Genomic DNA, 19,568 nt, shown 5'->3' on the forward strand with positions numbered 1-19,568 from the left:
TGCAGAGGGAGGACACCCCATGCGCCGCCGAGCCAGCCTCGTACTCCTGGCCTTCGCCGTCTTCTTCGCCGCGCTGTCACCGCTGTTGCGCTGGTACGCGTTCCCGCGGCTCGCGAAGATCCCGCCGAACCAGTACCAGGAGACGGTGCTGGAGGCGAAGCCCGCGACCCTGCTCGACTACAGCACCCTCACGGCCAGGAAGGTCGACAGGATCACCATCGTGCAGACCCTCAAGGGCAACGTCGAGGAGTCCGAGAAGATCGAGCGCAGCGCCGGCCGCGACGTCGTCGTGTGGGACGCCCTCTCCTATGTGCAGGGCCCCGACGGCAAGATGGTCTCCAAGATCCCCGAGCGCTACATCTTCGACGCGCACAGTCAGGACCCGGTCCACGCCACCGGGGAAATGGTCGACGGCGACCCGGTGAACCGCGAGGGCATCGAGTTCAAGTGGCCCTTCCTCACCGAGAAGCGTGACTACGAGTACTTCGACGCCCAGACCCGCACCAGCTCGCCCATCCATTACGGGGGCACCCGGAACTTCCGGGGCATGGAGGTCTACTACTTCGAGCAGACCATCCCGTGGACCAAGGTCCCCATGCCGAAGACCATGCCGATCAAGGGCATCACCCCGCAGCAGATCGCCAGGACCGGCATGACCCGCTGGTACACCACCAAGCGGATGTTCTGGGTCGACCCCGTCACCGGGGCGCCGGTCAACGGCGAGGAGATCCACAAGGAGGAGATGCGGAACGCGAAGGCGATGGGCATGCCCCAGGACACCGTCACCGTGTTCGCCGGGCACGTGAAGATGCGCGAGGACTACATCGTCTCGATCGTCGGCCTGGTCAAGTCCCAGCGGATGCTGGTCCTGCTGCTGACCTCGTACCTGCCGTGGGGCTTCCTCGTCCTGGGCGGTGTGCTGCTGACGCTGTCGCTGTGGCTGGAGGCCCGTTCCCGGCGGCCGGGCGAGGCGCAGTCGCCGCCCTCGCCCGACCGGCTTCCGGACCCGGCGCCTACTCCCGCCTGAGCCGCGCCTTCGTGAACCGGGTCGCCTCCACCGTCGTCGGGTCCTCGGGCCACGGGTGCCTCGGATAGCGGCCGCGCAGCTCCGCGCGCACCGCCCTGTAGCCCTCCCGCCAGAACGACGCCAGATCCGCTGTCACGGCCGCGGGACGCCCCGCGGGGGAGAGCAGGTGCACCAGAACCGGTACACCGGCCACCCGCGGCGTCTCCAGGAGACCGAACAGTTCCTGGAGCTTCACCGCCAGCACGGGCTGGGCCCCGCCGTACTCCACCCTGATCCGTGAACCGCTCGGCACCTCGATCCGCTCCGGGGCCAGCTCGTCGAGCCGGGCGGCCTCACCCGTCGCCCACGGCAGCAGCCTGCGCAGCGCCTGACCTGCGTCGATCCCGGCCAGGTCCGCGCGGCGCCGGGCCCGCGACAGCTCGGGCTCCAGCCACTGCTCGGTACGGTCCAGCAGTGCCCCGTCCGACACGTCCGGCCACGGTGTGCCGAGTTCCCGGTGGAGAAAGGCCAGCCGTTCCCGCAGTTGCCCGGTGTCGCGGCTCCAGCGCAGCAGGCCCAGGCCCTCCCGCCGCAGACCCTCCACCAGGGCCTCACGGACCAGCGTGGGGTCCGGCCGCTTCAGGGGGTGCGCCGCCAGCTCGATGGCGCCCAGGCGCTCCACCCGGCGGGCCACCACGTCCCGGCCGTCCCAGCGGACCTCCTCGCCCGCGAACCGCAGATGCCCGGCCGCGACGCGGGCCGTGTCCTCGTCGATGACCGCGGCGAGCCGGACCTGCGCCGACGCCGCGTGTGCCGGACGGTCCGCGACCGCGACCGCCAGCCACGGCGCACTGCGCAGCCGCGAACCGTCCCGCAGCTCGGCGCCCGTGCCGGACGCCATCAGGAACGCCCCCTCGCCCCGGGCCCGCGCCACCCGTTCGGGGAAGGCCAGGGCGGCGACCAGGCCGACGGCTGCGTCGTCCGTGCCGCCACTCCCGGCCGCGGTACTCGGGGCGGCGGAGGACAGCCGCCGCACCTCCTGGCGCCAGCGGGCCGCGTAGCCGTCCTTGCCCTGCCGCGCGGTGCGCAACGCGGCGGCCAGATCGTCCCCGTAGTCCCTCGGTGGTTCCTCGCTGAGCAGGGCCACCACCTCCGCGGCCCGGCGCCCGCCGACCTCGGCCGCCCCGTCCAGCAGTGCTCTGGCCAGCCGTGGATGCAGCCCCAGCCGGGACATCCGTACACCGCGGTCGCTCACCCGCCCGTCGGCCTCCACCGCTCCGACCGCCGTCAGCACCTCGCGGGCCGCGGCCATCGCCCCGGCCGGCGGCGGATCCAGCAACGCCAGTCCCGCGGCGTCCGGATCGCCCCAGCAGGCCGCCTGGAGGGCGAAGGCCGCCAGATCGGCCACCTTGATCTCGGGGGAGGGGAACCGGGCGAGCCGCCCGTCCTCGGCCTGTTCCCAGCAGCGGTAGACGGTCCCGGGAGCCTCACGGCCGGCCCGGCCCGCCCGCTGGCGACCCGCCGCCTGCGAGGCCCGCACCGTCGTCAGGGCGCTCAGTCCCCGGGCATGGTCGGTGCGCGGTTCCCGGGCGAGCCCCGAGTCGACGACGGTCCGCACCCCCGGGACGGTCAGGGACGACTCCGCCACCGACGTCGCCAGCACCACCCGCCGCCCCTCGGGCGAACCCGCCAGCACCGCGTCCTGCACCGCGGCCGGAGCCCGCCCGTGCACCTGGAGCACCTCCGCGGCCACGCCGGACAGCTGCCCCGCCACCCGGGCGATCTCGCCGACGCCGGGCAGGAAGCACAGCACGTCGCCGTCCCGCTCGGCCAGTGCCCGCCGCACCACGGCGGCGACGTGGGTCAGCAGCGCCGGATCGACCCGCATCCCGTGCGGCGGACGTACCGGCCGGGCGGGCGGGGCCCACACCACCTCCACCGGGTACGACACCCCCTGTGCCTCGATGACCGGTGCGTCGCCGAGCAGCCGGGCCCAGCCCTGCGCGTCCGTGGTCGCCGATGCGGCGAGCAGGCGCAGGTCGGGGCGGATCGCCTCCCGTACGTCCAGCAGGAACGCGGCCACCGTGTCGGCGTCCAGATGCCGCTCATGGCACTCGTCGATGATCACCGCGTCGACGCCCGCGAGTTCCTGGTCGCGCTGGAGCCGCTGGAGCAGCACGCCGGTGGTGACGACCTCCACCACGGTGTCCGGCCCCATCACCCGCTCCCCGCGCACGGTGAACCCGACCCGTTCGCCCGCCCGCTCGCCCAGCAGCCACGCCATGCGCCGGGCCGCCGCCCGCGCGGCGATCCGCCGCGGTTCGGCGACCACGACCCTGCGCACCGGTCCGTAGCCGGTCAGTCCGGCCAGGACCAGGGGAACGAGAGTCGTCTTGCCCGTGCCGGGTGGTGCGCACAGCACCGCGACCCCGCGGTCGTCGAGCGCCTGCCGCAGCGCGGGCACGGCGGAGCGGACGGGCAGCTGGTCCAGGGCGTCGGTACGGATCACGCCCCCAGTCTCGTACGGAGGGCGCGCCAGGTGGTCACCGGACGGTGATCAGTCCCGTACGCAGACGAAGATCGCGGTCCCCGGGATCAGGTTGCCCCGAAGCGGCGACCAGCCGCCCCACTCCTGGTTGTTCCACGCCGGCCACTCCGGCTCGACCAGGTCGACGAGGCGGAAGCCGCCCGCCACCACGTCCCGGACCCGGTCGCCGAGCGTGCGGTGGTGCTCCACGTACACCGCGTCGCCCCGCTCGTCCTGCTCGACGTAGGGGGTCCGGTCGAAGTACGAGGCGGCGACGGACAGGCCCTCGGGCCCCGGCTCGTCCGGGAAGGCCCAGCGGACCGGGTGCGTGACGGAGAAGACCCAGCGGCCGCCGGGCCGCAGCACCCGGTGGACCTCGCGGAACACCTGGACCGGGTCGGCGACGAAGGGCACCGCGCCGTACGCGGAGCAGGCCAGATCGAAGGAGCCGTCGCGAAAGGGCAGCACCCCGGCGTCCGCCTCGACCAGGGGGATGCCCCCGCCGATCCGCAACGCGTGCTGGAGCTGGCGGTGGGAGAGGTCCAGGGCGACCGGCCGGGCACCCTGCACGGCGAGCCAGCGCGAACACTGTGCGGCGCCCGCGCCGATCTCCAGGATGTCGAGGCCCTTCAACGCCTCGGCGGGGCCGAGCAGGCCCGCCTCGGCTTCGTCGAGCCCCTCCGGGCCCCAGACGAAGCGGTCGTCACCGAGGAAGCCGCCGTGGTCGTTCTGGTACTCGTCCGCGTTGCGGTCCCACCAGCCGCGGCTGGCCCGGCTGCTCTCGGCCTCGCCGGCGGTGCGGCGTGTCGCCTCGGGTTCGACCGCGTAGATCTCTTGGCTCATCGTGTCCGTCGTTGTAGTTTGCCTTCACCCCGTCGTACGCGGTACGTACCAGGGGGACTGTGAGTGCGGAACCCGCGTGTCCGGAACATCTCCGGGGCCGATGTGGCCTCGGTGAACCCGAGTTGTGCCGGGTATGGGCCGTTCCGCCCCTGGTGTGCGCCTTCGCGCATTGACCGTGCCCTGCTGCCCCCGTATGCTACAAGTTGCGCTGCGAGCCTGCGCGCCTCAGACCTAGCAGGCCGCGCTCGCATCTGTATGTATGTCCCCTCGGTTCACGAGAGGCGCCTCCCGGTTCACGGGATCGGCGCTTCCCAGGCTGTCCGGCTTCTGCAGAGGCGATACGGGCTCACGGCGTAGCAGTAACTTCGACTCACTGTCCGTACCGGAGCCCTTTCCCACATGACGAGCAGCACCGAGACCACCGCCACCACTCCGCAGGTTGCGGTCAACGACATCGGCGACGCGGACGCGTTCCTCGCGGCGATCGACGAGACGATCAAGTACTTCAACGACGGCGACATCGTTGACGGTGTCATCGTCAAGGTTGACCGGGACGAGGTTCTCCTCGACATCGGTTACAAGACCGAAGGCGTCATCCCGAGCCGCGAGCTCTCGATCAAGCACGACGTCGACCCGAACGAGGTCGTCAAGGTCGGCGACGAGATCGAGGCCCTGGTCCTCCAGAAGGAGGACAAGGAAGGCCGCCTGATCCTCTCGAAGAAGCGCGCTCAGTACGAGCGTGCCTGGGGCACCATCGAGAAGATCAAGGAAGAAGACGGCATCGTCACCGGTACCGTCATCGAGGTCGTCAAGGGTGGTCTCATCCTCGACATCGGCCTCCGTGGCTTCCTGCCGGCGTCGCTCGTCGAGATGCGCCGCGTCCGCGACCTCCAGCCTTACGTGGGCAAGGAGCTCGAGGCCAAGATCATCGAGCTGGACAAGAACCGCAACAACGTGGTCCTGTCCCGCCGTGCCTGGCTCGAGCAGACCCAGTCCGAGGTCCGCCAGACGTTCCTCACGACCCTCCAGAAGGGTCAGGTCCGCTCCGGCGTCGTCTCCTCGATCGTCAACTTCGGTGCCTTCGTGGACCTGGGTGGCGTCGACGGTCTCGTGCACGTCTCCGAGCTGTCCTGGAAGCACATCGACCACCCCTCCGAGGTTGTCGAGGTCGGCCAGGAAGTCACCGTCGAGGTTCTCGACGTGGACATGGACCGCGAGCGCGTGTCCCTGTCGCTCAAGGCGACGCAGGAAGACCCGTGGCAGCAGTTCGCCCGTACGCACCAGATCGGGCAGGTTGTTCCCGGTAAGGTCACCAAGCTCGTTCCGTTCGGTGCGTTCGTGCGCGTCGACGAGGGCATCGAGGGCCTGGTCCACATCTCCGAGCTGGCCGAGCGCCACGTGGAGATCCCGGAGCAGGTCGTCCAGGTCAACGACGAGATCTTCGTCAAGGTCATCGACATCGACCTCGAGCGTCGTCGCATCAGCCTCTCGCTGAAGCAGGCCAACGAGTCCTTCGGTGGCGACCCGGCCTCGGTCGAGTTCGACCCGACGCTGTACGGCATGGCCGCGTCGTACGACGACCAGGGCAACTACATCTACCCCGAGGGCTTCGACCCCGAGACCAACGACTGGCTCGAGGGCTTCGAGGCTCAGCGCGAGGTCTGGGAGACCCAGTACGCCGAGGCGCAGACGCGCTTCGAGCAGCACCAGGCCCAGGTCATCAAGTCCCGCGAGGCCGACGAGGCCGCTGCTGCCGAGGGCGCTGCTGCCCCGGCCGGCAGCGCTCCGGCTGCCTCGGGCGGCAGCGGTGGCGGCTCGTACTCCTCGGAGTCCGCGGACAACTCCGGCGCCCTGGCGTCGGACGAGGCCCTGGCTGCCCTGCGCGAGAAGCTGGCGGGCGGCCAGAGCTGACGCTCCGACCTTCCGGCCGGTCATCGGCTGAGCTGAGTAGATGACGGTGAGGCCCGCTCCCTTCGGGGGGCGGGCCTCACTCGTTCTCCGCGTCGGGCTGTTACGGAGTGACGGTGATGTTGGTCAGCCCCTTGCCGCCCGTCACGGTGTTGCTCGCGCGGACGGTCGTGGGGCAGCTCGCGCTGTAGTTCGTGACGTTGACGGCCAGTTGCTTGTCGCCCGTCGAGCCGGACAGGTCCGAGGCGTTGTCCTTGAAGACGGTCCCGCAGCCCCATCCGGTCTGCTGGGTATGGGTCTCGTAGCCGTTGTTGGTCGTCCGGGAGCCGTGGTTGCCCTCGACCAGGACGCCGTTGCCCTTCACGTCGACCCAGGAGTCGTCGTAGTTGGCGCCCGTCAGTCCACTGCCGTCGAAGGTGTTCCCGATGACGCGCGCCCCGGTGGTGCCCTCCTTGATGTCGACGTTCTCGCCGCCGACGCCCGGCCCGATGGTGTTGTCCAGGATCTGCACCCGGTCGCTCCGGTCGGAGAGATCACCGGCCGTGCCCACGTAGACGCCCTCGCCCATGCCGCGGCCGTCGTGCCCCGTGTCGTAGATCCGTGAGTTGCGGATGACGCCGTCGCTGCTGGACTTGCGGAAGTGGACGCCCTCCATGTCCAGGTCGTGCACGGTCACCGAGTCGATGACCACGCCGATGGCGGCGTCGGTCATGATGCCTTTCTGGCCGCCCATGACGGTGATGCCCTGCACCGTCCAGTACGAGGCGCCGTTGAGGTGCAGCCCGTAGCCGCCGCCGGCCGTGAGCACCGCCCCCGCCGAGCCGGTCAGGGTGATGCGTGCGGAGACCGTGCCGGGCACGAGTGCCTTGAAGTTGCCGGTGTACGTGCCGTCCGCGAGGTGGATCGTGTCGCCGGGGGCGGCCGCGGTGAGTGCCGACTTGAGCTGGGCGGCGGTGCTCACCTCGATGACCGTCGCGGCCCCTGCCGTACCGGCGCAGGCGAGGGCGAGCGTGCCGGTGGTGAGAGCGGTGGCCAGCAGGGCGGGGAGCAGCGTGCGGGTGCGCATGGGGGTGCCTTCCCGTGAAGGGTTCAGGACGTTCTCGTATATGAATGGGGGGCGAGTGTCTGAACTTGCTGCCCAGTGACGGTAGGGATGGCGTGGCGGCATGTCAAGGTCTGGACCATTGATCGCGACTGCGGTGAACGGGGTGAACACAGAGAAACGTGCGGGATACACGAGTACCTGACGGCCCGAAACACCCCCTTGCCAGGATCCCGGCAACCTCAAGATCCGAAAGCGAGCCGGGACATGACACACACTTCGCAGCAGTCGTCCGCGACGCCGGGCGCGAGCCGCCGCACCTTTCTCCGCAACGTCGGGCTGTCCGGCGGGGCGGGCGCCATGTTCGCCACCATGGGGGCGCTCGGCCTCGCCCCCACCGCCCGGGCGGAAGGCCGCGAACCCGCCTTCCGCGCTCCCAGCAAGGGCGACTTCAACCTGAAGGGGAAGGCCGCCGCCAAGGTGGTCGTCGTGGGCGGCGGCATCGCGGGTCTCGCCACCGCCTACGAACTCGGCAAGGCGGGCTACGACTGCACGGTCCTGGAGGCCCGCGGCCGTACGGGCGGCCGCAACTTCACCGTACGCGGCGGGGATTCCACCACCGACATCCACGGCGTCACGCAGACCGCGCGGTTCTCCGACGGGCAGTACATGAATGCCGGGCCGGGCCGGATCCCGCAGTGGATGGTCACCCTGGACTACTGCCGTGAACTCGGCGTTCCCATCGAGGTGTTCACCAACGTGAACGCCAACGCCTACCTCTTCAACGAGCGCTCGGGCATGAAGGCGCCGGTGCGCTACCGCACCGCCAAGGCCGATGTGTACGGCTACGTGGCCGAACTGCTCTCCAAGGCAACCGACAAGGGCGCGCTCGACCGGCAGATCACCGCCGACGACCAGGAGCGCTTGCTCGACTTCCTCAAGGACTTCGGCGACATCGGCGACAGCCTCGACTACACCGGCAGCCCCCGGCGCGGCTACCGCGTCGACCCCGCTGCCGCCGGCACCCCGGGAGAGGAACTCGGTTCCGTTCCCACCGCGTCCGAGGTCTTCGCCAGCGGTGTGGGACGCTACTTCGCCTTCGAATTCGAGTACGACCAGGCGATGCTGATGTTCCAGCCGGTCGGGGGCATGGACCGGATACCCGCCGCGCTCACCCGGGCCATAGGGGAGCGCAGGATCCGCACCGGCGCGGCCGTCACGGAGATCACCGACACCGCCCACGGTGTCACCGTCACCTATACGCAGTCCGGGCACACCCGCCGGATCGAGGCGGACTACTGCGTAGCGGCCCTGCCCCCCAACATCCTCGCCAGGACCACCCACAACCTGGGCCCGGCCGTCCAGACCGCCCTGGAGTCCTGCAAGCCGTCGTCGGCCGGCAAGATCGGGCTGGAGTACCGGAGCCGCTGGTGGGAGAGCGACCACCAGATCTACGGCGGCATCACGGAGACGGACATGGACCTGTCCCACATCTGGTACCCGTCGTACGGCCACCAGGGCCGGCGCGGCACCCTCATCGGGTACTACAACACCGGCTCCAACGCCGACTCGTACGCGGCCCTGAGCCCGCGCGAGCGGGAGGCGCGGGCCGTCGCGCAGGGCGTGAAGATCCACGGGGAGAAGTACCGTACGGAACTCGCCACGTCCTTCTCCCACCACTGGCGTCAGACCCCGTACCTGGAGGCCTCGTGGCACTCCCTGGCCGGCGGCCCCGACGCCCCGGTCTTCGCACCGCTCAACCAGGCGGCGGGGCGGGTGTACTTCGCCGGTGACTACCTGAGCTACGCGGACGCCTGGCAGCACGGAGCCTTCACTTCCGCCCGGAAGGCGGTCACGGCACTGCACTCGCGGGTACTTGGGTAAACACCGTGTGAAAGGGCACGGGTGGGAATGCCCGTGCCCTCCGGGGCGTTCTTCTTCAGGAACACAAGGAGGAGCGGTAACCGTGCTTGATCCGCAGAGTTTGTACGAATGGGAGCCGAAGGGCCTGGCTGTCGTCGACATGGCGCTCGCCCAGGAGTCGGCCGGCCTGGTCATGCTCTACCACTTCGAGGGATACATCGACGCGGGTGAGACCGGTGAGCAGATCGTCGACGGACTGCTCGAATCGCTGCCCCATCAGGTCGTGGCCCGCTTCGACCACGACCGCCTCGTCGACTACCGCGCACGGCGGCCCCTGCTGACGTTCAAGCGTGACCGCTGGGCGGCCTACGAGACCCCGACGCTCGACCTCCGGGTGGTCCAGGACGCGACCGGCGCCCCCTTCCTCCTGCTGTCCGGCCCGGAGCCCGACGTGGAGTGGGAGCGCTTCGCCGCCGCGGTCGAGCAGATCGTCGAGCGGCTCGGCGTCCGTCTCGCCGTCACCTTCCACGGCATTCCGATGGGCGTTCCGCACACCCGCCCGGTCGGCGTCACCCCGCACGGCAACCGCACCGACCTCATGCCCGGCCACCGCAGCCCCTTCGACGAGGCGCAGGTGCCCGGCTCGGCCGCGGCCCTCGTCGAGTACCGGCTGATGGAGGCGGGCCACGACGTCCTCGGTGTCGCCGCACACGTGCCGCACTATGTCGCCCGCTCCGCCTACCCCGACGCCGCGCTCACCGCGCTGGAGTCGATCACGGCCGCGACCGGGCTCGTCCTGCCCGCCGTCGCCCACTCCCTGCGCACCGAGGCGCACCGCACCCAGACGGAGATCGACCGCCAGATCGACCAGGGAGACGAGGAGCTCGTCTCGCTCGTCGAGGGCCTTGAGCATCAGTACGACGCGGTCGCGGGTTCCGAGACCCGCGGCAATCTGGTCGCCGAGCCGGTGGACCTGCCCTCCGCCGACGAGATCGGCCTCGAATTCGAGCGCTTCCTGGCCGAGCGCGAAGGCGACGGCTGACCCCGGCCGGGCCCACCCCGGCAATGGCGGAGACGGGGCACTAGGCTGCCGCCCATGCTGAAAGTGGGCCTGACCGGTGGTATCGGCGCCGGCAAGAGCGAAGTCTCCCGGATGCTCGCCGGCTACGGAGCCGTCCTCATCGACGCCGACAGGATCGCCCGAGAGGTCGTCGAACCCGGCACCCCCGGGCTCGCAGCCGTCGTCGAGGAGTTCGGCACCGGCATCCTCACTCCCGAGGGGACTCTGGACCGGCCGAAGCTCGGCTCGATCGTCTTCGGCGACAGCGAACGCCTCGCCGTCCTCAACACGATCGTCCACCCGCTGGTCGGCGCCCGCTCCGCCGAGCTGGAACGCGCCGCGGGCCCCGACTCCGTGGTCATCCACGACGTGCCCCTCCTCACCGAGAACGGCCTCGCCCCGCTCTACGACCTGGTCATCGTCATCGACGCCGCGCCGGAGACCCAGCTGGACCGCCTCGTACGCCTGCGCGGGATGAGGGAAGAGGAGGCGCGCGCCAGGATGGCCGCTCAGGCCACCCGGGAGCAGCGGCGCGCGGTGGCCGATCTGATCATCGACAACGACGGGCCGCTCGCGGCCCTGGAACCGCAGGTCCGCTCGGTCTGGGCGGAGCTGACCCGGCGGGCCGCGGCCGGCTGACCCGGGCCGGAACACCGGCAGCCGGGCGGACGTTCACCTGACGGTGGACAAGGGAAGGATGCGACTGTGCCCGAGAGGAACCCCGAAACAGACGTCATCGACTTCCGCGCGGCCGAGCAGCTGCTGGCGGCCCGCGACCCCCGGGGCGCGGTCCAGCTGCTCGACTCGGTGATCGCCTCCCACCCGGAGAACACCGCGGCCCGGCTGCTGCGCGCCCGCGCCTTCTTCGCCGCGGCTCAACTGCGTCCGGCCGAGCTTGAGTTCGAGCTGGTTCTGGAGCGGGAGCCGGACAACGCGTTCGCGCACTTCGCCCTCGCCCGTACCTTCGAGCGCTCCGGCCATCCGGAGCGGGCCACGCGCCACTTCAGGCTGGCGGCGGCGCTCGACCCGAACCCGGAGTACCTGAGGGCGGCCCGCTTCGAAGCGGAGGGATGAGGCGGGTTCCGCGCTCAGTGCCCGTACCGCCGGTGTCCCCCGTGATCGGGTTCGTACGGTGGGACGGTGCGGCCCGGCTGGTAGTGCGGACCCTGATGCAGGCGGTGGACGACCACGACCAGGTCGATCAGCACCAGCACGAGGAGCACCCCGCAGGCCGCCGCCCACCCGGCTCTGCCGGTGAGCGTGAATGCCGTCAGGCCGAAGACGGCCCAGGCCAGGCCCCATAGACTCAGCCAGAGCCGCATCCGCAGAGGACTGCGGGCAGTCGTCGGTTCATTACCGGTACGCATGGCGATCGCCTCACCTACCAGCATGGACCCTCGACGGCGCTCGTGCGGTGACCGGACGGAGAGGAGTGGGGGCGGCCCGTGAACGGCACAGCATGGGGGGACACCGCAGTCCGCAGGGCCCGGGTCCGCGGGTGTCTGCTGGGCGGGGCGATCGGGGACGCACTGGGAAACCCGGTGGAGTTCCTGTCGCTCGCCGGGATCCGCCGGGCGCACGGGGAACAGGGTGTGCGGGGGCTGACCCCCGACGAGGACGGGGTCGTCGGCCGCGTCACGGACGACACCCAGATGACCCTCTTCACGGCCGAGGGTCTGATCCGGGCGAGCTCCCGGGCAGCGGCCGAGGGCAACGGCGGGGCCGAGACGGCGATCATCAAGCACGCCTATCTGCGCTGGCTGGACACCCAGAACCACCCCGCGCCCCCGGCCCGTGGCGGGGACGACCTGATCCGGACCGGATGGCTCAGGCAGCAGCCCTGGCTGTACGCACGCCGGGCCCCGGGAAATGCCTGCCTGACGGGCTTGGCTGCCGGATACACCCCCGATCCGAGGGGTGCGGTCGGCGAGCCGGGCCCCGTCAATACCGGCTCCAAGGGCTGCGGAACGGTCATGCGCTCCGCGCCCTTCGGTCTTACCGGCCCGTCCGCGGCCGACTGCTTCGCACTGGCCGCCCGGTGCGCGCAGATCACCCACGGTCACCCCACCGGCGCCTACGCCGCCGGTGCGCTCGCGGCGATCGTCGCCCATCTGCTGGAGGGCGACTCCCTGCCGGGATCCGTCCTGCGGGCCATGGACCTGCTGGCTCGCCACCCCGGGCACGCGGAGACAACCGCCGCCCTGCGCGGCGCCGTCGAGCTGGCCGCGCAAGGCGCGCCGAGCGCCGGGAAGGTCGAGTCGCTCGGCGCCGGGTGGGTGGCCGAGGAGGCCCTGGCCATCGCCGTGTACTGCGCCCTGGTCCTGCCGGAAGCCGGCCAGGTCGGCGAGTCGCTGCTGCTCTCGGTCAACCACTCGGGCGACAGCGACTCCACCGGAGCGGTCTGCGGCAATCTGCTCGGGGCCCGTCACGGCGACATGCACCTCCCGCCCTCCTGGCTGGTACTCACCGAGGGCCGCGCGGTGATCACCGAGGTGGCCGACGACCTGTCCCTGGAGTTCGAGCACCCGGTCGCGTGGCCAAAGGGCCGCTACCCGCGCTGCTGACCGGGCGGCCGGTCAGCCGGTCAGCAGCCTGGTGCGCAGCGTCTCCACGGTCGCCGCGTCGAGCTTCAGCCCTTCGCGCACGTACGTGTCGAAGTCGCCGTAGATGTGGTCGACCTCGGCGAAGGCCGCGCGCAGCCAGCCGAGTTCGACGGCCTCCGGATCACCGGTGTACTGGTTGCTGGCGAGGAAGTCGGCCTCGACCGTGGCCCGCGGGACGCCGAGCAAGGTGAGCAGGACGGCGGTGCCCCAGCCCGTGCGGTCCTTGCCGGCGCTGCAGTGGAAGACCGTGGCACCCGAGGTGTTCGTGGCGACGGCGGTGACCAGGTCGTGGAACGCGTAGTCGGCGCCGACGAAGTTGACCATGAACGGGTAGCCGATGGACTGGCCCAGGTCGGACGAGCCGGAGAAGAGGCCGGCCGCGATCGCCTGGGTCAGTGTCATCAGGGCCGAGTCGTGGAAAAGGATGCCGTGGCTGAGCGAGACGACGTCGGCGACCTGGTACGCGACGCCGGCGGGCAGCCGGTCCGGGGCGTCGTGGCGCTCCTGGACGTTGCGCAGGTCCACGTCGAGGGTGAGGCGCTGGGAGACCAGCCGCTGCTGCTCGGCGTCGGTGAGGCCGCTCAGCTTGTTGGACCGGTAGACCAGGCCGGAGCGTACCCATCGCCCGTCCGTGGTGCGGTAGCCGCCGATGTCGCGGAAGTTGCGCGCGGAGGCCAGAGACAGGGAGCGGTCGGCGACGACCAGAGGACTGCCGCCGTCCGGGACCAGGCGGAAATACCAGCGCCCGGCGTCCGGGAGAGTCCCGGCGGGGACGGCCAGCGAGCCGCTGCCGGGGGCCGTGCCGAGGGCGATGCCGGTGGTGGCGTCGGGGGAGGTGACGGCGGTGACGGTCACGGTGGTGGAGGGCGAGGTCCAGGAGAGGGTGTGACCGCCGTCGGCCGCGCGGACGGCCCCGGCTGAGGTGAACGGGACGGCGGACTGCGCGGTGGCCACGGCGGCGGGCGGTGCGGCGAGGGCGGACGGGGCCAGGGCCGTACCGGCGAGGAGGGCGGCCGCTACGGCGGCTCCGGCGATGCGGTGTGTACGCATGGTGCTCCTTGTCTGTTCCCTGTCTGTTCCCCGAGGGGAAGGGGTGTCAGGAGGTGGGCGTTGCGGTACACGCAGTGGTGCCGCAGACATCGATGACACGGCCGGTGGTCAGGAAGGTGGCCTTCTGCTGACGGGCGGCGGGCGAGTTGCGGGGATCCTCGTGCGGGTCGTGCCCGTACTGGGGTCCTGCGGGCGGGGTGTTGGTGAGCGGAGGCGTGGGGGTGCCGCTGTCCCAGACGGTCATGGCCGAGCCGCGGTAGGGGAGTTGACCGGCATGGATGCGGCGGATGCCCCAGTACGGGACGGTGTCGGGGCTCCGGCCTGTGGCGAGTGCAGGGGACAGCAGGCGGGCACCGATCGTGCGCGCCTCCACATCGGCCGCCGCGTTCGCGACCTGATGGTCTCCGTACGCGATGTGCATGAGCACCCGGTGGTGGTCGGTGAGGTGTTCCGCGTACGCGTTCGTCTCGCCGCGGTCCCACACCATCTGGAACAGCTGGAGGACGAGTTGCTGGCGCAGTTTGTCCGGGTAGGCGGCGTCCAGGACCTGCTGGAACGGTGCGAAGTCGGCGCTGCGGTTGAGGAGCAGCCCGTAGTTCATGGCGGTGACGCCCAGCACCCCACGCCGGATGTCGGGCGAGGCGGCGATCAGGGCGCCGCCGAGGATGCCGCCCTGGCTGTTCCCGTCGTACGCGAGACCGTGGCGGATGTCGACGAGCGGACGGCCGTCGGCGGTGCGGAACGCCGCGTTTCTGCTCAGCCCCTCGGGGTGCATCAGCGCGCGGCCGAGGAACAGGGCGTTCAGCATGCCCTGTTCGCTGCGTTCGGGGATGGCCGGGAAGAGGTTCGGGTCGGTGAGCGCGCCGAGGACGACGGGGATGTCCTCCGCGGCCATTCCGGCCCAGTCCGTCGCGCAGAAGGTGAAGCCGTGCTCGGCCGCCATGTCCTTGACGTTGCCCGCGCCGACCTCGGAGCGGGAGCCCAGCAGCCCGTGCCCGTACAGGGACGGACGGGAGGGGGCGCGGAAGGCCGAGCGGGGGATCTCACAGCGGAAGGCGGCGAGCTGGGTGCGGTCGGGGAGTCGGCGCGGGACCCCGTCGTGGTCGCGGTTCAAGGCGGAGCCGGGCGGGCCGCCCGGCAGGTTGAGATAGCTCGGTACGGTGATCTCCCCGGTGACCTCGCGGGCGATACGGGGGTCCTGGCCGGCGGTGAAGTCGGTGACGCCGGTGACGGCGAAGCCGGGCGAGCGGTTGCCGAGACGTCGGAACGCGTCGTCGCGGATGGTGAAGAGGTCTCCGGTGAGGCTGCGGGTGGACGCGATGGTGAAGTCCCAGGCCAGATTCAGCCCTTCGTCGGTGACCCCCGCTCCGCGCAGGGCGGCGAGGGACGGGTGGAGCTGGTCCTGGCGGGCGCGCAGCGGGTCGTGGGCGGGCAGCCGCTCGCCGGCGACGGCGGCGAACGGGGCGCCCGCCGGGATCGTACGACCGGCGGTGTCCTTCAGACGGCGCAGGGCCACGGCGTAGTGGTGGCCGTCCCGGAAGTTGCGGGCGGGGTGGATCAGCAGCGCCCGGCGTGCGGGGTCCGTGGCGTTGGCGTCGAGCTCGGCCCAGTACGGCCACCGCTGACCGGTGGTGGTGTCCAGGAGGACGACCGGGGCGTCCCGGTCGAGGGAGCGGCCGATGTCGGTGAGGGGGGCCGCGCCGGTCGACGTCAGGTCCAGGCCGGGCACCTGGGCGATCAGGGCGGAGCCGGGGGAGAAGCCGTCGGACCGGTTCCAGGCGGCCGGGTCGACGGGCAGGCCGGTCATGGCGCGGGGCAGCAGGGCGGAACCGAAGTCCACCCGGCGGCCCGTGTCGGTGTCCGGGGCCGGCCGGGTGTACCAGTCGTTGGGGAACGGCAGCAGACACTCGACGGGTGCCAACGGGTCGCAGCCCCCCTCCGCCGGGTGGTTCGCCGACTCCGCGTGCGCGGGCGGGGCGAGGAGGGCCGCGGCGCCGAGCGTCGCCGCGAGCAGTCCGTGGAGCAGCCGCTGCCGCACGGGTCAGCTCCCCTGGAGGTGTGCGCCGATGATGCGGGCGTAGTTCGCCTCGCCCTGCCGGTTGGGGTGCAGGGGGGCGGCCGCGGCCGTCGGCACGTACCCCTCGACCCACTTGTCCGACGGGGCCCGGCACGAGTCGTGGCCCTGGCTCGGGGTGGCGAGGTCGATGTACTCGGCGCCGTGCGCGGCGCTCTGCTCGGCGATCACCGTGTTCATCCGGTCGACGCTGCCCTGGAGGAAGTCGGCGTCCACCGGGAGCACGGGCTGCAGCGGCCAGCAGCCGCCGGGCTTGATGTAGAGCCCGTAGCCCGTGACGATCACCCGGGCCTGCGGCGACCGCTGGTGGATGCCGTCCAGCACGGCTGCCAGCCGGGGCGCGAACTCCGCGATGCGCTGGGCCACCTGGTCCACCCCGCCGGCCGTCAGCTTGTCCTTGCACGGAGTGGCGGTCGGATCCAGTGTCATGCAGTCCTGGGCGATGCCGACCAGCCCGGCGTCGTTTCCGCCGATCGTCAGGGTTACCAGGTCGGTGTCCGGACGCAGGGCGTCGAACTGGGGTGCCGCCGAGCCCATCGGGATGTCGAGCAGGGACAGTGACTGCTTCTCCGTCATGTGCTGGGACTTGGCCCCGCTGCAGGTGACGTCGCGCAGCGAGGCGCCGATGCTCGCGGCCAGCTCGTGCGGGTAGTTGTGTGTGGAGCGGCCGCAGGCGACCGGGCCCGTGATGTCCGGGATGAGGGGGCCGGAGGCCATCGAGTCATCGAGCGCGACGTAGGACGGCGTGTCGTCGTCTGCCGCCCAGGCACCGGACGCGCCGGTACCGACGGCCAGTCCGGCCAGGGCGAGTGCGGCGACCGATGTCCTGACGGTCCGACAGAATGCTTTGTGGCGCGATGAGTTCACGACGACCTCCAGCGGTGGGGCGAGGCGGGGCATGGTGGGTGACGCCGGTCATCATGCAGACTCGGACGCCGTCGTTTAACTGGTGGGTAACGCAGACTTCCGCGGGGGCTTTTGTGACGTATGACAAAGAGCGGACCGCTCCGAGGGCCGGGCACGGGGGCCGGAACGCCGGTGGGCGGCGGCCGCTGTGCATCGGCGAACGCCCCGTGGCGGCCCAGCTGAGGGCCCGCGCCCCGGCCCTGACCGCCCGCGTCGTCGCCCGGCTGCTCAGCGATCTGCCGGTCTACGCGGAGCTGCCGCACGAGGAGATCGCGGGCGACATCGCGGACATCGTCCAGCACAATCTGCGGCTCTTCGCCGATGTCGTCGAACACCGCAGACCCGCCACCGATGCCGAACTGGCCCAGCAGCGCGACTCCGCGGCCCAGCGCGCCGAGGAGGGCGTGCCCCTGGACGCCATCCTCACCGCGTACCAGGTGGGGATCGCGATGTGCTGGGAGGAGACCGCCCAGGACGCCGGCCCCGGTGACCTGCCCGCCGTCCTGGAGATCATGGACCGCATCATGGTCCTCCAGCAGCAGTTGACCTCCGCGGTGAGCGGGGCGTATCTGGAGGCCCGGCAGATCCTGGACAGCCAGGAACACGGCGGCCGGCACGCCCTGATGGCGGCCCTGCTGACGGGCGAGGACCTGGAACGCTTCACCCGGCGCACCGGACTGCGCCCGGCCGCCCGGTATCTGACGATGACGCTCGCTCTCGGCCCGCACGACGACGAGGTGAGCCAGGCCCCGGGCCCCGGCACAGGGGTGGCTGCCCGCCGCAAGATCCGCCGGATCCGCACGGCCCTGGACCGGTTCGCGGGTACGCCCGCGCTGACCGCCCTCGACGAGACCGGCGGCACGGTCCTGCTGCCCGTGACCGAGCCGCCGCCGTGGAGCGGGCCGCGCGGGCTGTGCGATCTGATCGCCGAAGCCGCCCGGGCCGCGGGGGTTCCGGTCATCGCGGCGGCGGAGACCACGGAACCGGCTACGGTGCCGGCCGCTGTGGCCCGCAACGCCGAGATCGTCGACCTCGTCACCCGGACCGGGCGGCCCGCCGGGCTGTACCGGCTGGCCGATGTCCTGCTGGAGTACCAGCTGAGCAGGCCGAGCGAGGCACTGAACGGGCTCGCGCGGCTCCTGCACCCGCTGGAGGCGAAACCGGAGCTGCTGCACACGCTGGAGACGTACCTGGCGCACGGACTGGACCGCAGGGCTGCCGCGGCCGCCCTGCACGTTCATCCGAACACCGTCGACTACCGCATCCGCCGCATCGGCCGGCTGACCGGCCTCTCCCCGGCCCGCCCCACGGACCTCCAGCACCTCAGCGCGGCGCTGGTCGCCCGCCGTTCGGTGTGAGGCAGGGGAACGCCGGAAGCCGACCGTTCGTTCGGCCGAGTATGAGTGAACGAGTGGTGCGTGAGGGGTATTCAGGGACGGGTCCCGGCGCGATCACCCCGGACGGCTGCGCGGTCGAGCTGTACACGCGACTGGCCGTCGGTGACGAACCGGACGTGATCGCCGCCGCCGTCCCTGCCGGATCGAGCATTCTGGAACTGGGCAGCGGGGCCGGGCGGGTGACGCATCCGCTGGTCGCGCGCGGCTTCGACGTCACGGCGGTCGACGAGTCGCCGCAGATGCTTGAGCAGGTGCGCGGCGCGCGCACGGTGTGCAGTCCCATCGAGACGCTGGACCTCGGTGACGAGACCTTCGACGTGGTCATGCTCGCGTCCTTCCTGGTGCACTCGGGGGACCACCGGGTGCGGGACGGGCTGCTGCGCACCTGTCGGAAGCACGTGCGCGACGGCGGGGTCGTCCTCATCCAGCGCGAGGGGGAGGGGTACCACACGGAACTGCCGCGCGAGCGCGTCCATCCGGCCGGATACACGATCCGGATCGTCTCCTCCGAGCCGGTCGGCGACGGCGTGCACTCGGTGCGCGCCGAGTACGACTTCGAGGACGCGCGGTGGTCGCAGACGTTCCTCGCGCGCCCGCTGTCGAAGGACCAGTTCGAGGGCTACCTGGAGTCGGCCGGACTGCGGGTGGACCGCTACCTCACGGACGACGGTGTCTGGGTGCGGGCCGTGCCCGCGTAACGTGGAAGCCCGGCGAATTCATGGGCCGTGGAGCGATGAGTGGGAGGCGGGAAACCGGTCTGACCTTGTGTGAGCGACACCGCGCACGCTTCCCCGAGGAGACCCTCATGTCCGAGATCACGACGGCCGCGTCCACTTCCACCACCCCCGCTCCCGGCTCCGCCGCAGGCCGCCGAAGCCGAGGTGCCGTCGCGCTGAACGTGGCGCGGTACGTCCTGGCCCTGTTCCTGGGCTTCAGCGGAATCGCCAAGCTGATCGCCCATGAGTCCGCCGTCGAGTCCTTCGACCGGATGGGCTGGAGCCACGGTGCGATGTACGCCATCGGCGGGCTGGAGACGGCCGGGGCGATCGCGCTGCTGATTCCGCTGCTCGCGGGGGTGGCGGCCCTCGCCTTCTGCGGGCTGCTGGCAGGGGCGTCGGTCGTTCAGCTGACGCTGCTCGACCCGCCGAACGCGGTCATGCCCGCCGTGCTCATCGGGGTGATGGCCCTCATCGCCCGGGACCGCCGGGCCGCGACCGCGGCACTGATCGCCCTGGCCCGCCGCCGCGCGTGAGAGCGCACGCGGGCCCGCGCCGGGCGGGTGGCCCGTC

General features: G+C 71.5%; 17 protein-coding genes. 10 read left to right on the forward strand and 7 right to left on the reverse strand.

Annotated features, from left to right (window positions below):
* The first annotated feature begins 19 nt into the window (after window positions 1–19).
* Complete coding sequence (locus OG538_RS27535) at window positions 20–1,027, forward strand: DUF3068 domain-containing protein (protein WP_406098006.1); 1,008 nt, start codon at window positions 20–22, stop codon at window positions 1,025–1,027.
* Here the strand turns inward: OG538_RS27535 and hrpB are convergent.
* Both hrpB and OG538_RS27545 read right to left on the reverse strand, forming a co-directional pair.
* Window positions 1,014–3,515, reverse strand: coding sequence for an ATP-dependent helicase HrpB (gene hrpB / locus OG538_RS27540; RefSeq protein WP_406098008.1), 2,502 nt, complete (start codon window positions 3,513–3,515; stop codon window positions 1,014–1,016). The genes OG538_RS27535 and hrpB overlap by 14 nt on opposite strands.
* A gap of 48 nt (window positions 3,516–3,563) precedes the next feature.
* The gene (locus tag OG538_RS27545) at window positions 3,564–4,376 is read right to left on the reverse strand and encodes a class I SAM-dependent methyltransferase (RefSeq protein WP_406098010.1); all 813 of its coding nucleotides are present in this window, start codon (window positions 4,374–4,376) and stop codon (window positions 3,564–3,566) included.
* A 399-nt stretch (window positions 4,377–4,775) separates the two neighbouring features.
* On the opposite strand from OG538_RS27545, the gene rpsA reads away from it, so the two are divergent.
* Window positions 4,776–6,287 carry a 30S ribosomal protein S1 gene (gene rpsA / locus OG538_RS27550; protein WP_406098012.1) on the forward strand — a complete coding sequence of 504 codons (1,512 nt, stop codon included), beginning with the start codon at window positions 4,776–4,778 and terminating at the stop codon, window positions 6,285–6,287.
* Between the two features lie 100 nt (window positions 6,288–6,387).
* Here rpsA and OG538_RS27555 read toward each other — a convergent pair whose 3' ends face one another.
* Window positions 6,388–7,350, reverse strand: a complete 963-nt coding sequence (locus tag OG538_RS27555; RefSeq protein WP_406098014.1) for a right-handed parallel beta-helix repeat-containing protein — start codon at window positions 7,348–7,350, stop codon at window positions 6,388–6,390.
* Window positions 7,351–7,686: 336 nt separating this feature from the next.
* On the opposite strand from OG538_RS27555, the gene OG538_RS27560 reads away from it, so the two are divergent.
* From OG538_RS27560 to OG538_RS27575, 4 genes are all read left to right on the forward strand, one after another.
* Window positions 7,687–9,210, forward strand: coding sequence for a flavin monoamine oxidase family protein (locus tag OG538_RS27560; protein ID WP_406100334.1), 1,524 nt, complete (start codon window positions 7,687–7,689; stop codon window positions 9,208–9,210).
* Between the two features lie 82 nt (window positions 9,211–9,292).
* Window positions 9,293–10,231: a PAC2 family protein gene (locus tag OG538_RS27565; protein WP_406098016.1), complete on the forward strand. Its 939-nt coding sequence runs from the start codon at window positions 9,293–9,295 to the stop codon at window positions 10,229–10,231.
* Window positions 10,232–10,285: 54 nt separating this feature from the next.
* Window positions 10,286–10,888, forward strand: a complete 603-nt coding sequence (gene coaE, locus OG538_RS27570) for a dephospho-CoA kinase (protein ID WP_406098018.1) — start codon at window positions 10,286–10,288, stop codon at window positions 10,886–10,888.
* 66 nt (window positions 10,889–10,954) lie between these two features.
* Window positions 10,955–11,323 carry a tetratricopeptide repeat protein gene (locus OG538_RS27575; RefSeq protein ID WP_406098020.1) on the forward strand — a complete coding sequence of 123 codons (369 nt, stop codon included), beginning with the start codon at window positions 10,955–10,957 and terminating at the stop codon, window positions 11,321–11,323.
* A gap of 14 nt (window positions 11,324–11,337) precedes the next feature.
* On the opposite strand, the gene OG538_RS27580 is transcribed toward OG538_RS27575, so the two are convergent.
* Window positions 11,338–11,616, reverse strand: a complete 279-nt coding sequence (locus tag OG538_RS27580) for a DUF6343 family protein (protein WP_406098021.1) — start codon at window positions 11,614–11,616, stop codon at window positions 11,338–11,340.
* Between the two features lie 78 nt (window positions 11,617–11,694).
* Between OG538_RS27580 and OG538_RS27585 the strand changes: the two genes are divergently transcribed.
* Complete coding sequence (locus OG538_RS27585) at window positions 11,695–12,813, forward strand: ADP-ribosylglycohydrolase family protein (RefSeq protein ID WP_406098023.1); 1,119 nt, start codon at window positions 11,695–11,697, stop codon at window positions 12,811–12,813.
* A gap of 12 nt (window positions 12,814–12,825) precedes the next feature.
* Here OG538_RS27585 and OG538_RS27590 read toward each other — a convergent pair whose 3' ends face one another.
* From OG538_RS27590 to OG538_RS27600, 3 genes are read right to left on the reverse strand one after another with little or no spacing between them, the layout of a single operon-like run.
* Window positions 12,826–13,902, reverse strand: coding sequence for a tyrosine-protein phosphatase (locus OG538_RS27590; protein ID WP_406098025.1), 1,077 nt, complete (start codon window positions 13,900–13,902; stop codon window positions 12,826–12,828).
* Between the two features lie 46 nt (window positions 13,903–13,948).
* On the reverse strand, window positions 13,949–15,940 hold the full coding sequence (locus OG538_RS27595; RefSeq protein ID WP_406098026.1) for a hypothetical protein: 1,992 nt from the start codon (window positions 15,938–15,940) through the stop codon (window positions 13,949–13,951).
* Window positions 15,941–15,943: 3 nt separating this feature from the next.
* A complete protein-coding gene (locus OG538_RS27600; RefSeq protein ID WP_406098028.1) occupies window positions 15,944–16,843 on the reverse strand; it encodes an SGNH/GDSL hydrolase family protein in 900 nt (299 codons plus the stop codon).
* 185 nt (window positions 16,844–17,028) lie between these two features.
* On the opposite strand from OG538_RS27600, the gene OG538_RS27605 reads away from it, so the two are divergent.
* From OG538_RS27605 to OG538_RS27615, 3 genes are all read left to right on the forward strand, one after another.
* Window positions 17,029–18,240: a PucR family transcriptional regulator gene (locus tag OG538_RS27605; RefSeq protein WP_406100335.1), complete on the forward strand. Its 1,212-nt coding sequence runs from the start codon at window positions 17,029–17,031 to the stop codon at window positions 18,238–18,240.
* A 41-nt stretch (window positions 18,241–18,281) separates the two neighbouring features.
* Complete coding sequence (locus OG538_RS27610) at window positions 18,282–18,977, forward strand: class I SAM-dependent methyltransferase (RefSeq protein WP_406098030.1); 696 nt, start codon at window positions 18,282–18,284, stop codon at window positions 18,975–18,977.
* A gap of 107 nt (window positions 18,978–19,084) precedes the next feature.
* A complete protein-coding gene (locus tag OG538_RS27615; RefSeq protein WP_406098032.1) occupies window positions 19,085–19,531 on the forward strand; it encodes a DoxX family protein in 447 nt (148 codons plus the stop codon).
* The last annotated feature ends 37 nt before the right edge of the window (window positions 19,532–19,568 follow it).

Origin of the sequence: Streptomyces sp. NBC_01013 (genome assembly GCF_045162765.1) — a bacterium.
In the GTDB taxonomy this organism is placed as follows: domain Bacteria; phylum Actinomycetota; class Actinomycetes; order Streptomycetales; family Streptomycetaceae; genus Streptomyces.

Excerpts from the sequence above, each read along its gene's own strand:
- OG538_RS27535 (WP_406098006.1), top strand. The coding sequence starts at position 20 with ATGCGCCGCCGAGCCAGCCTCGTACTCCTGGCCTTCGCCGTCTTCTTC.
- OG538_RS27545 (WP_406098010.1), bottom strand. The coding sequence starts at position 4,376 with ATGAGCCAAGAGATCTACGCGGTCGAACCCGAGGCGACACGCCGCACC.
- rpsA (WP_406098012.1), top strand. The coding sequence starts at position 4,776 with ATGACGAGCAGCACCGAGACCACCGCCACCACTCCGCAGGTTGCGGTC.
- OG538_RS27555 (WP_406098014.1), bottom strand. The coding sequence starts at position 7,350 with ATGCGCACCCGCACGCTGCTCCCCGCCCTGCTGGCCACCGCTCTCACC.
- OG538_RS27560 (WP_406100334.1), top strand. The coding sequence starts at position 7,687 with ATGTTCGCCACCATGGGGGCGCTCGGCCTCGCCCCCACCGCCCGGGCG.
- coaE (WP_406098018.1), top strand. The coding sequence starts at position 10,286 with ATGCTGAAAGTGGGCCTGACCGGTGGTATCGGCGCCGGCAAGAGCGAA.
- OG538_RS27580 (WP_406098021.1), bottom strand. The coding sequence starts at position 11,616 with ATGCGTACCGGTAATGAACCGACGACTGCCCGCAGTCCTCTGCGGATG.
- OG538_RS27590 (WP_406098025.1), bottom strand. The coding sequence starts at position 13,902 with ATGCGTACACACCGCATCGCCGGAGCCGCCGTAGCGGCCGCCCTCCTC.
- OG538_RS27610 (WP_406098030.1), top strand. The coding sequence starts at position 18,282 with ATGAGTGAACGAGTGGTGCGTGAGGGGTATTCAGGGACGGGTCCCGGC.
- OG538_RS27615 (WP_406098032.1), top strand. The coding sequence starts at position 19,085 with ATGTCCGAGATCACGACGGCCGCGTCCACTTCCACCACCCCCGCTCCC.